Origin of the sequence: Pseudomonas sp. B111 (genome assembly GCF_026428275.1) — a bacterium.
GTDB lineage: Bacteria > Pseudomonadota > Gammaproteobacteria > Pseudomonadales > Pseudomonadaceae > Pseudomonas > Pseudomonas aeruginosa.
In genome coordinates this window covers 3830434-3843875 of sequence record NZ_CP097857.1, presented here as the reverse complement: position 1 = coordinate 3843875, position 13442 = coordinate 3830434, and the positions used below count along the sequence as shown (strand labels likewise).

General features: G+C 67.7%; 14 protein-coding genes. 13 read left to right on the top strand and 1 reads right to left on the bottom strand.

The window, feature by feature from the left end:
- Positions 1-12: 12 nt before the first annotated feature.
- The 5 genes from M6E97_RS17830 (at position 13) to M6E97_RS17810 (ending at position 5465) form a co-directional block, all read left to right on the top strand.
- Entirely contained in the window at positions 13-894 is an 882-nt protein-coding gene (locus tag M6E97_RS17830; protein WP_003108672.1) for an OmpA family protein, read from the top strand.
- Between the two features lie 98 nt (positions 895-992).
- Positions 993-1640, top strand: coding sequence for a pyridoxamine 5'-phosphate oxidase (gene pdxH, locus M6E97_RS17825; RefSeq protein ID WP_023092132.1), 648 nt, complete (start codon positions 993-995; stop codon positions 1638-1640).
- Positions 1641-1647: 7 nt separating this feature from the next.
- The gene (locus tag M6E97_RS17820; protein WP_003112517.1) at positions 1648-2760 is read left to right on the top strand and encodes a CdaR family transcriptional regulator; all 1113 of its coding nucleotides are present in this window, start codon (positions 1648-1650) and stop codon (positions 2758-2760) included.
- 159 nt (positions 2761-2919) lie between these two features.
- Positions 2920-4278: a GntP family permease gene (locus M6E97_RS17815; RefSeq protein ID WP_015503357.1), complete on the top strand. Its 1359-nt coding sequence runs from the start codon at positions 2920-2922 to the stop codon at positions 4276-4278.
- Positions 4279-4319: 41 nt separating this feature from the next.
- The gene (locus tag M6E97_RS17810; RefSeq protein ID WP_003116306.1) at positions 4320-5465 is read left to right on the top strand and encodes a glycerate kinase; all 1146 of its coding nucleotides are present in this window, start codon (positions 4320-4322) and stop codon (positions 5463-5465) included.
- On the opposite strand, the gene M6E97_RS17805 is transcribed toward M6E97_RS17810, so the two are convergent.
- Complete coding sequence (locus tag M6E97_RS17805) at positions 5444-5686, bottom strand: hypothetical protein (protein ID WP_003082053.1); 243 nt, start codon at positions 5684-5686, stop codon at positions 5444-5446. The genes M6E97_RS17810 and M6E97_RS17805 overlap by 22 nt on opposite strands.
- Positions 5687-5873: 187 nt before the next feature.
- Here M6E97_RS17805 and M6E97_RS17800 point away from each other — a divergent pair, with 187 nt between their 5' ends.
- The 8 genes from M6E97_RS17800 (at position 5874) to M6E97_RS17765 (ending at position 13440) form a co-directional block, all read left to right on the top strand.
- Positions 5874-6338: a glycine zipper 2TM domain-containing protein gene (locus M6E97_RS17800; protein WP_003082056.1), complete on the top strand. Its 465-nt coding sequence runs from the start codon at positions 5874-5876 to the stop codon at positions 6336-6338.
- A 328-nt stretch (positions 6339-6666) separates the two neighbouring features.
- Complete coding sequence (locus M6E97_RS17795; RefSeq protein WP_023092131.1) at positions 6667-9468, top strand: monovalent cation/H+ antiporter subunit A; 2802 nt, start codon at positions 6667-6669, stop codon at positions 9466-9468.
- Positions 9468-9806, top strand: coding sequence for a Na+/H+ antiporter subunit C (locus tag M6E97_RS17790; RefSeq protein ID WP_003082068.1), 339 nt, complete (start codon positions 9468-9470; stop codon positions 9804-9806). Before M6E97_RS17795 ends, M6E97_RS17790 begins: the two co-directional genes overlap by 1 nt.
- Positions 9803-11302, top strand: coding sequence for a monovalent cation/H+ antiporter subunit D (locus M6E97_RS17785; RefSeq protein WP_003086369.1), 1500 nt, complete (start codon positions 9803-9805; stop codon positions 11300-11302). The genes M6E97_RS17790 and M6E97_RS17785 overlap by 4 nt, the downstream gene beginning before the upstream one ends.
- On the top strand, positions 11299-11823 hold the full coding sequence (locus M6E97_RS17780) for a Na+/H+ antiporter subunit E (RefSeq protein WP_003134007.1): 525 nt from the start codon (positions 11299-11301) through the stop codon (positions 11821-11823). Before M6E97_RS17785 ends, M6E97_RS17780 begins: the two co-directional genes overlap by 4 nt.
- Positions 11808-12077: a K+/H+ antiporter subunit F gene (locus M6E97_RS17775; RefSeq protein WP_003082079.1), complete on the top strand. Its 270-nt coding sequence runs from the start codon at positions 11808-11810 to the stop codon at positions 12075-12077. Before M6E97_RS17780 ends, M6E97_RS17775 begins: the two co-directional genes overlap by 16 nt.
- Positions 12074-12421 carry a Na+/H+ antiporter subunit G gene (locus M6E97_RS17770; RefSeq protein ID WP_003086373.1) on the top strand — a complete coding sequence of 116 codons (348 nt, stop codon included), beginning with the start codon at positions 12074-12076 and terminating at the stop codon, positions 12419-12421. The genes M6E97_RS17775 and M6E97_RS17770 overlap by 4 nt, the downstream gene beginning before the upstream one ends.
- A 113-nt stretch (positions 12422-12534) precedes the next feature.
- Complete coding sequence (locus M6E97_RS17765) at positions 12535-13440, top strand: DMT family transporter (protein WP_015503353.1); 906 nt, start codon at positions 12535-12537, stop codon at positions 13438-13440.
- The last annotated feature ends 2 nt before the right edge of the window (positions 13441-13442 follow it).

The window sequence follows — 13442 nt, the reverse complement described above, 5'->3', positions numbered from 1 at the left end:
GGACCCCGACGTATGAAACTGCTTAAGACCTCGACGCTTCTTCTCTGCATGACCGCCTCCGGCTGCAGCTATTTCCAGACCCAGGATGCTTCCTCGCAGCCAGCCAAGGCTCCGGCCGAGCAGGCTTCCAGCCATTCATGGTGGCCGTTCGGCAAGGACGACGGACAGACCGTCGCCAAGCAGGCCACGGAACAGAAGGCCGAAGCCGAGCATGTCGGCTCCAGCCACTGGTGGTGGCCGTTCGGCAAGGACGAAGGCGGTCGGGACGTAGCCGCCAAGGCTGCGGAGCAGAAGGCCGAGATCGCCGCGGCGAAGAAAGAAGTCGCCGCCGCAGCCGAGCCGAAGGCCGCCAACCCCTGGTGGTGGCCGTTCGGCGCCAGCTCGGCGAGCAAGGCGTCGGGCAAGCCGGCACTGGTCCAGCAGAAGGTCACCAAGGAGTGGCTGGATACTCATGAGAAAGCCCTGCGCGAAGCGATCGCCGGTAGCGAGTTCACCCTCGAACGCCGCGACAACGCATTGATCGTCATCGCCCCCGCCGACTACTCGTTCAATCCCAAGCGCCACACCATGCTGATGCCGATCACCCTCAACCCGCTGGGCAAGGTCGCCAAGATGGCCCAGGCTGATCCGCAGAGCGGTATCCTGGTACTCGGCCATACCGACAGCACCGGCAGCAAGGCGGTCAACGACAAGCTGAGCTTCGAGCGTGCCCAGTCGGTGGCGGCGATCTTCCGCCTCAGCGGCCTGAAAGGCGACCAATTGCGCCTGAAGGGGGTCGGTTCCGACATGCCGCGCGCGGACAACGCCAGCGCCGCCGGCCGCGCCCAGAACCGTCGCGTCGAAGTGCTCTATACCCAGCGCGCCAGCCTGCTGTCCCTGGCCCAGGGCAACTGAGCCGAACCGGGGCAGGGCGCTTGGCGCCATTGTCCCGGATCAAGCGCGAGGCGGAGTCTGCGGTTAAGCTATGGCGCATTTCCCCCTGGAGATGCGCCATGACCCAGTCCCTGGCCGATATGCGCCGCGAGTACACCCGCGATGGCCTCAGCGAGGCCAACGCCCCTAGCGATCCCTTCAGCCTGTTCCGCCAGTGGTTCGACGACGCGGTGAAGACCGAGCGCCTGCCGGTCGAACCCAACGCCATGACCCTGGCCACCGTCGACGCCGACGGCTATCCGCATTGCCGTATCCTCCTGCTCAAGGGCCTCGACGAGCGCGGCTTCACCTTCTTCACCAACTACGAAAGCGCCAAGGGCCGGCAACTGGCGGCCAATCCGCGGGCGGCCATGACCTTCTTCTGGCCGGCGCTGGAGCGCCAGGTGCGCATCGAAGGCAACGTCGAGAAGGTCACTCCCGAGGAATCCGACGCCTACTACCAGGTGCGTCCGCTGGGCAGTCGCCTGGGCGCCTGGGCCTCGCCGCAGAGCCGGGTCATCGCCGATCGCGCCGAGCTGGAACGGCTGCTCGCGGACACCGAGCGGCGTTTCGCCGACCAGCCGCCGAGCTGTCCCGAGCACTGGGGCGGCTACCGTCTCCTGCCGCAGCGCATCGAGTTCTGGCAGGGGCGGCCGAGCCGCCTGCACGACCGTCTCGACTATCGACGCCAGGACGGCGGCTGGTCGCGCGAACGCCTGGCGCCCTGAGTCCTCCATGTTCGAACTGGATTCGACGCTGGCGCAGCACATCGTCGATCGGGCGATGGCGATCCTGCCGCACAACATCAATGTGATGGATGCCCAGGGCATGATCATCGGCAGCGGCGATCCATCGCGCCTGCATACCCGCCACGAAGGGGCGCAACTGGTGCTGGCCAACCGGCGGGTGGTGGAAATCGACGAGCAGGCCGCCGCCTGCCTGCGCGGGGTGCGGCCAGGGGTGAACCTGCCGTTGCTGCACGCCGAGCGGCTGGTCGGCGTGCTCGGCATCACCGGCGCGCCGGAGGTGGTCCGGCCCTATGCCGAGCTGGTGCGGATGGCAGCGGAAATGCTCATGGAGCAGCGCCAGATGCAGGACGAGCGACACTGGCAACGCCAGCGTCACGAAGCCTGGCTGCGCCAGTTGCTCGATCCCGGCCACGGCCTCGGGGCGCTGGCGGCCGATGCGGAACACCTGGGGCTGGCCATGCACTGGCCGCGCCAGGCGGTCTTCCTGGAGCTGCCCGAGCATGCCGATCCGCTGCCTTGCCAGGCTCGCCTGCTGGCGGCACTCGGCGGCCGGGCGGAGCACTGGAGCGCGGCGCTGGGCGAGCGCCTGGTGTTCTGGTGCCGGCCGGTAGCCCACGCAGATACGCTCGAGCACTGGCTGGAGCGCGCCGACGCGCGCGGCTGGGGCGTGGCGCGCCTGTGTGCCGGCGACCCGGCGCACGACCTGGCCGAGCTGCGCGCCTCGGCCTGCGCCGCACGCGACCTGCTGGACTATGCGCGCAGCCGGTTGCCCGGTCGGCGGGTCGTGACCCTGGACGGACACCGCCTCGCCAGCCTGCTGTTCAGCCAGCGCGACAGTTGGCAGGTGCGGCAGCTGCTGGCGCCCTTGCAGCGGTTGCTCGACCACGATCCGCAAGGTTCGCTGGCCGCTACCCTGGAGTCCTGGTGCGCCCATGACGGGCACGCCCAGGCCTGTGCCCAGGCGCTGGGAATCCATCGCAACAGCCTGCGCTACCGTCTGGAGCGCATCGCTTCGATCAGCGGGCTCGATCTCGCTCGCCTGGAGCACCGCCAGCAATTGTTGCTGGGGCTGCAATTGCTCGTTCCGCGCCGCGGGTAACGGGCGGATCAATCGATTCACTGTGCAGTCGCACAAAATGTTCCCCTTCCAGCGCCGTCTTCCTCTGGCCGTTGCACAAGGCGTGGCCGGTCCCGACGGAGCGAAAATGACCCGCCCCTGGGCGCCCATCCCACACCCATAACAACAAGGAGGCGGCTCATGACCCTGGTCCTGATCCTGCTGGCGTTGATCGCCTTTATCGTCCTGTCCACCACGCGACTCAAGCTGCACCCGTTCCTCGCCCTGCTGGCGGCCGCGCTGATCGCCGGCTTCGCCTACCAGGTACCCACGGCGGAAATCGTCAAGACCGTTACCGGCGGCTTCGGCAGCATCCTCGGCTACATCGGCATCGTCATCGTGCTCGGCACCATCATCGGGGTGATCCTCGAGCGCAGCGGTGCGGCGATCACCATGGCGGAAAGCGTGATCCGCCTGCTCGGCGAACGCTTCCCGACCCTGACCATGTCGATCATCGGCTACCTGGTGTCGATCCCGGTGTTCTGCGATTCCGGCTTCGTCATCCTCAACTCGCTGAAGAACGCCCTGGCGGCGCGGATGAAGATATCCACCATCGCCATGAGCGTGGCCCTTGCCACCGGTCTCTACGCCACCCACACCTTCGTGCCGCCGACCCCGGGACCGATCGCCGCGGCCGGCAACCTCGGCCTGGACGCCAGCCTTGGCCTGGTGATCGCGGTCGGCCTGGTGGTCGCCTTCGTCACTGCGATGGCCGGCATGTGGTGGGCCAATCGCTTCGTCGGCAAGGACATTCCCCTGGTCGACGACGGCCAGGTCGTCCAGACCGAAGAGGATTTCAGCGAGCTGCGTGCCCGCTACGGCAAGCTGCCCAGCGCGACCCAGGCGTTTGCGCCGATCTTCGTACCGATCCTGTTGATCTGCCTTGGCTCGGTCGCGGTATTCCCGAGCAAGCCGCTGGGCGAGGGCGTACTGTTCGCCTGCCTGAACTTCCTCGGTCAACCGGTGATCGCCCTGCTGGTCGGCCTGGCCCTGGCCTGCACCCTGCTCAAGGGCCAGAGCAAGCGCGAGGAATTCCATGAGCGCGTGGTGGAAGGCATCCAGTCGGCCGCGCCGATCCTGCTGATCACCGGCGCCGGCGGCGCCTTCGGTGCGATGCTGAAGATCACTCCGCTCGGCGACTACCTGGGCAGCACCCTGTCCGCGTTGGGCATCGGCCTGTTCATGCCGTTCGTGGTGGCGGCCGCGCTGAAGACCGCGCAGGGCTCGACCACCGTGGCGCTGGTCACCACCTCGGCGCTGGTCGCTCCGCTGCTGCCGCAGCTCGGCCTGGACAGCGAGATGGGCCGGGTGCTGACGGTCATGGCGATCGGTGCCGGGGCGATGACGGTGTCCCACGCCAATGACAGCTTCTTCTGGGTGGTCACCCAGTTCAGCCGCATGACCGTATCCACTGCCTATCGCGCCCAGACCCTGGCGACCCTGGTCCAGGGTATCGCCGGTATGCTCGCGGTATGGCTGCTCAGCCTTGTGCTGCTCTGATTGAAGCGGGGCCGGGGACTCCCGGCCCTGTGAGGTGACTGATGAAAATCGTGATTGCTCCTGATTCGTTCAAGGAAAGCCTGTCCGCGCCCGACGTCGCCGAGGCTATCGCACGCGGTTGGCGGCGAGTCTTCCCGCAGGCCGAGGTGTTGCTGCGGCCACTGGCGGACGGCGGCGAAGGCACGGTCGATGCGGTACTCGCCGCCACCGCCGGCGAACGTCGCGAATGCCGGGTCGAAGGCCCGCTCGGTGAGCCGACCCTGGCGCACTGGGGCTGGCTGGACGACGCCACCGCAGTGATCGAAATGGCTTCCGCCAGCGGCTTGCACCTGGTCCCGCGCGACCGCCGCGACGCCACGCGCAGCAGCAGCCGTGGTACTGGCGAGCTGATCCGTGCGGCGCTGGACGCCGGGGCGCGGAAGATCATCCTCGGCCTCGGCGGCAGCGCTACCAACGATGCCGGCGCCGGCCTGCTGAGCGCGCTCGGCGTGCGTTTCCTGGCTGCCGACGGCGAGGAACTGGCGCCCGGCGGCGCCGCGCTGGCTGGCCTGCACAGTCTCGACCTGGGCGGGCTGGATCCGCGCCTGGTGGATGTCGCGGTGGAAGTCGCCGCAGACGTCGACAACCCGCTATGCGGGCCGCGCGGCGCGTCGGCGGTGTTCGGTCCGCAGAAGGGCGCCAGCGTCGAACAGGTGGCGCAACTGGATGCCGCCCTGGCGCACTTCGCCAAGGTGGTCGCGGCGACCCTGGGCGAGGACTTCAGCCGGGTGCCGGGCGTCGGCGCCGCCGGCGGCCTGGGTTTCGCCGCGAGGGCATTCCTCCGCGCGCGTTTCCGCCCAGGCATCGAACTGGTGGCGGAGCTGGCCGGGCTGGCCGATGCGCTGGTCGGTGCCGACCTGGTGCTGACCGGCGAGGGCCGCCTGGATGCGCAGAGCCTGCACGGCAAGACCCCGGTGGGCGTGGCGCGGATCGCGCGCCAGGCCGGCGTTCCCGTGGTAGCCCTGGCCGGCAGCCTGGGCGACGGCTACCAGCGCCTGCACGATGCCGGCATCGATGCGGCGTTCAGCCTGGCGCCGGGACCGATCAGCCTGGAGCAGGCCTGTGCCGGAGCGGCGGCGGAACTGGAGGCGCGCGCCGAGCAGATCGCCCGGCTCTGGCGCCTGGCTCAGGCTTCGCGGGAAGGGTAGTCGGCGGCGGCGCGCTCCAGCCAGGCTGGCAGGTCGCGCCGCTTCACCTTGCTGGCCTTGGCCTCGGCCAGTCGCTGTAACAGATAGTCACGCTTTTGCGGGTCGTCGCCGGCGAATGACAGCGCCAGGTCGCGGTCCATCCAGCGGCGGATGCGCCAGTAGATCCACCAGTGGAAATACAGGCCGGCGGCGGTGGTGACGACGATGATGAAATAGTCCATGGCTGTTCCTTCTGCGGGCGCTCACCCTAGCCGATCGGTCCCGCCGATGAAAGCGGGAGGGTTCGGTCGAAACTGAACGAATCTGTACCATTGCTGAATCGATTCGATTATCTCGCGCCGGCCAGGTGACAGGAGCGGCTGCGGGAGAGTCTAATATTCGTCAGTTATCCCTTTCGGAGATGCCGTTATGCGCAAGTCTGCCTTGATCGTTGCTTCCTTCACCGCCATGGCCCTGGCTCTTGGCGGCTGCCAATCCAGCCTCACCGGCGATACCTACAGCCGTGAGGAAGCCCGTACCGTGCAGACTGTACGCATGGGCACCATCCAGGCCTTGCGCCCGGTCAAGATCGAAGGCACCAAGACCCCGATCGGTTCCATCGCCGGTGCCGGCGTCGGCGGTGTCGCCGGCAGCGCGGTGGGTGGCGGCAAGGGTAGCTACGTCGCGGCCATCATCGGCGCGGTCGCTGGCGGTCTGCTGGGCGCGGCTACCGAAGAAGGCCTGACGCGCACCCAGGGCGTCGAGATCACCGTGCGCGAAGACGACGGCAGCACCCGCGCCTACGTCCAGCAGGTCGACCAGGGCCAGATCTTCCGCGTCGGCGAGCGCGTGCGCATCCTGACCGTCAACGGCACCAGCCGCGTCGCTCACTGATTCTTCCCTCGTTGTCCCACGGCCGGCACTTCGCCGGCCGTTTTCGTTGTGTCGCCGAGCCATTGCCGGGGTTGTCTTGCTAAGCTTCAAGTCGTTGCCGTTGCAGAGTTTTTTTCGGCTTTCCGGCAGTCGGAACGCCTGAATTTTGTAATAATTCAATCCATGACGTTCGTTCGATAGATTGCGATAATCGCAGCTCCGTTGCGCCGCGCCTGCCGGTGGCGGGCGGGGCTTCGAGCTGCTGGCGATCCGGCCGCGCACCGACAACCGCGGGGAAGCACCGCCGGCCAGGCATGCCGGGGGCTCCGCCACCGAAGAGGAGTAGCCCATGATTCTGGCGCTGATCATCGCGCTGCCGTTCATGGGGGCGTTGTTGCCCCTGCTCGCCGAGCGTGGCGGCCGCACCTTGTGCGCGGCGTCCGCCGGCGTGGCGCCGCTGATCGGCCTGGTCCTGTTGCTCGGGCAGCGCGGCACGGTGTTCGCCGGGCAGACCCTGACCGCCAGCTATTCCTGGCTGCCGGAAATCGGCATCAACCTCAGCCTGCGCCTGGACGGCCTCGGTTTCCTCTTCGCCCTGCTGATCCTCGGCATCGGCCTACTGGTGATCCTCTACGCCCGCTACTACCTCTCCGAACAGGAGCCGATGGGGCGTTTCTTCGCTTTCCTGCTGCTGTTCATGGGCTCCATGCTCGGCGTGGTGCTCGCGGAAAATCTCTTGCTGATGATGCTCTTCTGGGAGCTGACCAGCCTGTCCTCGTTCCTGCTCATCGGCTTCTGGGGCAGCCGTTCCGACGCCCGCAAGGGTGCGAGGATGGCCCTGACCGTTACCGGAGGGGGCGGCCTGGCGCTGCTGGCCGGGGTGCTGCTGCTCGGCCACATCGCCGGCAGCTTCGAACTCACCGAGGTCCTCGCGGCTGGCGAGCTGATCCGCGCCCACGCCCTGTATCCGCTGGTACTGATCCTGATCCTGCTCGGCGTGTTCACCAAGTCGGCGCAGTTCCCCTTCCATTTCTGGCTGCCCCACGCGATGGCGGCGCCGACCCCGGTTTCCGCGTACCTGCACTCGGCGACCATGGTCAAGGCCGGCGTGTTCCTGCTGGCCCGTCTGTATCCGGCGCTGGCCGGCACCGAGTGGTTCTTCTACCTGGTCAGCCTGAGCGGCCTGGTAACGCTGTTGCTGGGCGCCGGCATGGCACTGTTCCAGCATGACCTGAAGGGGCTGCTGGCCTACTCGACGATCAGCCACCTGGGCCTGATCACCCTGCTGTTCGGCCTCGACTCCCCGCTGTCGAACGTCGCCGCGGTGTTCCACATCATCAACCACGCGACCTTCAAGGCCTCGCTGTTCATGGCCGCCGGGATCATCGACCACGAGACCGGCAGCCGCGACATGCGCCTGATCAACGGGATGTGGAAGTACCTGCCGCATACCGCGGTGCTGGCCATCGTCGCCTCCCTGGCGATGGCCGGGGTGCCGCTGCTGAACGGCTTCCTCAGCAAGGAGATGTTCTTCGGCGAAACCCTCAGCCAGAACCTGCTGGGCAGCTTCAACTGGCTGGTGCCGGCGGTGGCGACCCTGGCCGGTGTGTTCTCGGTGGCCTATTCGCTGCGTTTCATCCACGACGTGTTCTTCAACGGCGAGCCGGCCCGGTTGCCGAAGTTCCCGCCCCACGAGCCGCCGCGCTACATGAAGGTACCGGTGGAGATCCTGGTGTTCCTCTGCCTGTTGGTCGGCATGCTGCCGGCCTACACCGTGGCGCCGCTGCTGGCCGCCGCCGCCAGTGCCAGCCTTGGCGGGCAACTGCCGGAATACAGCCTGGCGATCTGGCACGGTTTCAACCTGCCATTGCTGATGAGCGTGGTGGCGCTGGTTGGCGGTGTGCTGGTCTATGTCCTGCGCAAGCCGCTGTTCAACTGGTACGCCGGGTTGCCGGAGGTGGACGCCAAGCTGGTCTTCGAGCAGCAGGTGCAACGTGTGGTGGCCCTGGCCGCGCGCCTGACCGCCTGGCTGGAGAACGGGTCGCTGCAGCGCTACCTGGCCTGGCTGCTGGGCGCGGCGCTGGTCGTGGTGGCGGTCGAGCTGGCGCCGCTGGCGAGGCTGACCGGCTCGCGCGGGCTGACCCCGCTGGACGGTATCACCGCCCTGGGCATGCTGGTGCTGGCCTTCAGCGGCCTGGCCACGGCGCTGTTCCATCGCATGCGCCTGGTCGCGCTATTGATCCTCAGCGTCGCCGGCCTGCTGGTGGCCCTGGCCTTCGCTCGCTTCTCGGCCCCGGACCTGGCGCTGACCCAACTGTCGGTGGAAGTGGTGACCATGGTCCTGCTGATGCTGGCGCTGTATTTCCTGCCCTCGCGCACTCCGGCGGAGTCCTCCAGCCTGCGCGGCCTGCGCGACGTGGCGCTGGCCGGCGGGGTCGGCATGCTGGTGGCGCTGCTGGCCTACGCGGTGCTGACCCGGCCCTACGAGAGCATCGCCGGATTCTTCGTCGAGAACAGCGTCTCCGGGGGCGGCGGCTACAACGTGGTCAACGTCATCCTGGTGGACTTCCGTGGTTTCGATACCCTCGGCGAGATCAGCGTGCTGGCGATCGCCGGTGTCGGTATCTACGCGATGCTCTCCGGTTTCGCCCTGCACAAGCCGACCTGCGACCCGCAGGGGCGCAACTGGGCCCACGCCAAGCACCCGCTGATCCTGGAAACCCTGTCGCGGGTGCTGCTCCCGCTGGCGTTGCTGATCTCGGTGTTCATCTTCCTGCGCGGCCACAACCTGCCGGGCGGAGGCTTCATCGCCGGCCTGGTGACTGCCATCGCCCTGGTGCTGCAGTACATCGCCAGCGGCTCGCAGTGGGTCGAGCAGCGCCTGCCGCTGAACTATGCGGCCATGGCTGGCGCCGGAGTGCTGATCGCCGGGCTCACCGGGCTTGGCAGCTGGCTGTTCGGCTATCCGTTCCTGACTTCCGCGTTCGGCCACTTCGAGTTGCCGCTGATCGGCGAGATCGAGCTGGCCACGGCGATGCTGTTCGACCTCGGCGTGTACCTCACCGTGGTCGGTGCCGCGCTGCTGATCCTGTCCTACCTCGGCAAGCTCAGCCTGATGCCTGAACCCGTCGCACAAGAGGAGGCGCTCTGATGGAAGCCCTGTTCGCCATCACCCTCGGCCTGCTCACCGCCAGCGGCGTCTACCTGCTGCTGCGGGCGAGGACTTTCCCGGTGGTGCTCGGTCTCACGCTGATCTCCTACGCGGTCAACCTGTTCCTGTTCGCCATGGGCCGGCTCGGCGGCAGCGTCGCGGTGATCGGCACTCCCGGGGAGTATGGCGACCCGCTGCCGCAGGCGCTGGTGCTGACCGCCATCGTCATCGGCTTCGCCATGACCGCCTTCGTCGTGGTCCTGGCCCTGCGTGGCCTCGGCGACCTCGGCAGCGACCACGTAGATGGACGCCCGGACGAGGAGGAGCCGCGCCCATGAGCCATTGGCTGATCCTGCCGATCCTGCTCCCCCTGTTTGCCGGCAGCCTGTTGCTGTTGCCGCTGGCCGAGCGTTGGCGGCGCGGCTTGTCGTTGCTCGCGGCGCTGGCGCTGATCCCATTGAGTCTGTTGCTGATGCGCACGGCCGCCAGCGGCGACCTGAGCGTCTATGCCCTGGGCAACTGGGCGGCGCCGTTCGGCATCGTGCTCATGCTCGATCGTCTCGCCGCCCTGATGCTGCTGGCCACCGCGGTGCTCGGCAGCGCCGCGCTGATCTACGCGCTGCGTGGCGACGACCGCCTGGGCAAGCATTTCCACGCGTTGTTCCAGTTCCAGCTGCTCGGTATCAACGGCGCCTTCCTGACCGGCGACCTGTTCAACCTGTTCGTGTTCTTCGAGATACTCCTGATCGCCTCCTACGCGCTGCTCCTGCATGGCGGCGGCGCGGAGCGGGTGCGCTCGGGCCTGCACTACGTGATCCTCAACCTGGTCGGCTCGGCGTTCTTCCTGATCGCCGTGGGTACCCTGTATGGCCTCACCGGCACCCTGAACATGGCCGACATGGCGCAGAAGATCGCCATGGCCGATGCCGAGCGCGCGCCGCTGCTGGCGGCTGCCGGGCTCCTGCTGCTGGTGGTGTTCGCCCTGAAGGCGGCGCTGTTGCCGCTGTACTTCTGGCTGCCGCGCGCCTATGCCGCGGCCAGCGCGCCGGTGGCGGCGCTGTTCGCGATCATGACCAAGGTCGGCATCTACTCGATCCTGCGGGTCTACACGCTGGTCTTCGGTGAGGCCGCCGGCGAGCTGGCCAACCTGGCGCAGGCCTGGCTCTGGCCGCTGGCCCTGGCGACCCTCGGCCTGGGCGCGATCGGTGCCTTGGCGGCGCGGACCCTGCAAGGCCTGCTGGCCTACCTGGTGGTGGTCTCCGCCGGAACCCTCCTGGCTGGCGTGGCGTTGGGCAGCGAGCGGGCGCTGGCGGCGTCGCTGTACTACCTGCTGCACAGTACCTGGATCGCCGGTGGCCTGTTCCTGCTCGCCGACCTGGTCGCCCGCCAGCGCGGCGACAAGGCCGGCGACCTGGTCCAGGGCCCGGCGTTGCAGAACCCTCGGTTGCTCGGCGGGGCCTTCTTCATCGGTGCCATCGCCGTCGCCGGTCTGCCGCCATTGTCGGGGTTCTTCGGCAAGATCATGCTTTTGCAGTCGGTCGCTCCCGGCAGCCAGGCGCTGGCCCTGTGGAGCGTGGTACTGGGCAGTGGCCTGGTGGCGCTGGTGGCGTTGAGCCGGGCCGGCAGCACACTGTTCTGGCGTACCGGGCATACCGTGCTCGGTAGCGCCGAACTGGACCACGGCCGCTTGTTCGCCTGCATCCTGTTGCTCTCCGCCGGCCCGTTGCTGGTGTTCGCTGCGAAGCCGCTGCTGGCCTACGTCCAGGCCACCGCGGCGCAGTTGCACGACCTCGACCTGTATCGCCAGATCATCACCCGCGGAGGTGCCGCATGATCAGCCGTTCGTTGCCGCGTCCGCTTCTTCGCGTATTGCCTCATCCCGTGCTTAGTGTCCTGCTGTTGCTGGTCTGGTTGCTGCTGGTGGATTCCTTCGCCATCGGCCACTGGCTGCTCGGCGCCTTCCTCGGCGTGTGCATTCCGCTGCTGACCAACCGCCTGCTGGTCGGGCGCAGCCAGGAGTGGCATCCGTTGCTGCTGTTGAAGCTGCTGGTGCTGGTGATGTGGGACATCCTCGTCGCCAATGTCCAGGTTGCCCGTCTGACCCTCGGACCGATCGAGCGCTTGCGTCCGGCCTTCGTCGAGGTGCCGATCGAGCTGGAGAACGACCTCGCCATCAGCGTGCTGGTGAGCATCGTCTCGCTGACCCCGGGGTCGGTGTCGTCGGACCTCAGCGACGACCGCAAGACCCTGCTGGTGCACGGCCTCGACGTGCCGGACAAGGCGGCGCTGATCGCCGAGATCAAGCAACGCTACGAAGCGCCGCTGAAGGAGATCTTCCCATGCTCGCTTACGTGATCCCGCTGTGCCTGGCGCTGCTCGGCCTGGCCCTGTTGCTGACCCTGGCGCGCCTGGTCAAGGGGCCGTGCCTGCCGGACCGGGCGCTGGCGCTGGACACCCTCTACGTGAACGCCATCGCCCTGCTGGTGCTGTACGGCATCTGGCGCGACAGCGACCTGTTCTTCGAGGCGGCGCTGCTGATCGCGGTGCTCGGTTTCGTCGGTACGGTGGCGGTGGCCAAATACATGCTGCGCGGAGACATCATCGAATGACTGGCGAACCCCTGAGCCTGTGGGTGGAAATCCTCGTTTCGGCGTTCCTCCTGCTGGGCAGCGCCTTCGTCCTGATCGGCGCGATCGGCCTGTACCGCCTGCCGGACTTCTTCATGCGCCTGCACGGGCCGACCAAGGCCACCACCCTCGGGGTCGGCGGGGTGATCGTCGCCTCGCTGATCTATTTCTCCAACCGCCAGGCGGGCATCAGCCTGCATGAGCTGCTGATCAGCCTGTTCCTCTTCATCAGCGCTCCGGTCAGCGCCTACATGCTGGCCAAGGCCGCGGTGCTGCAGCAGTTGCCGCTGGAGAAGAAGACTCGCGGCAAGCCCTGGGAGCAGTGAGGCACGGCGCAACAGTTTTGCCCGCTTTCTGTGCCTGTCGGCGCGGCTAGTCGGCTGCCTATACTGGGAGTCCTTTTTCCGGCGCCGCGACGGCGCCCGTGGTGGAGATTCCCTTGACTCGGACGCGCTGGTTCGCCCTGGCCTGCCTGATCCTGGCGATGGCGCTGTGGGGCAGTTCGTACGTGGTGCTGAAGGTCGCTTTCCGCGAACTGCCGCCGCTCTGGGTGATCTTCGGTCGCATGGCCCTCGGCAGCCTGGTGTTCCTCGTCGCCTGGCGCTGGCGGGGACGCATCGACTACCGCTCGGGCGACTGGAAGTACCTGCTCGGCCTGGCCGTCTGCGAACCCTGCCTGTACTTCCTCTGCGAATCCTTCGCCCTGCAATACACCAGCGCGGCCCAGGCCGGGATGATTACCGCGCTGCTGCCGTTGCTGGTGGCGGTGGGGGCCTGGTTGCTGCTGCACGAACGGATCGGCCGGATGACCTGGATCGGCTTCGGCCTGGCGGTGCTCGGTTCGATCTGGCTGAGCCTCGCCGGCGAGCCCGACCTGCACGCGCCGCAGCCGCTGCTGGGCAACTTCTTCGAACTTCTCGCGATGCTCTGCGCCACCGGCTATACCCTGTTGCTGAAGCACCTGTCGGCGCGCTACTCGGCATTCGCCCTGACCGCCATGCAGGCCTTCGTCGGCACGTTGTTCTTCCTGCCGCTGGCGCTGGCCAGCGCCGACCTGCCGAGCCAGCCCAGCGCGCTGGGGATCCAGGCGGTGGTGTATCTCGGCGTGGTGGTCACGGTGGGCGCCTACGGCCTGTACAACTTCGGCGTCGGTCGACTGCCGGCCAGCCAGGCCTCGGGATTCATCAACCTGATCCCGGTCTTCACCCTGGTATTCGCCTCGCTGTTCCTCGGCGAAACCCTCAACGGCCCGCAGATGCTCGCTGCCGGCCTGGTCTTCATCGGCGTCGCCATCAGCCAGTGGCGCAGCGCTCCGCCGCCGCCTCCGGCCGGCGTCCTGAACTGAAG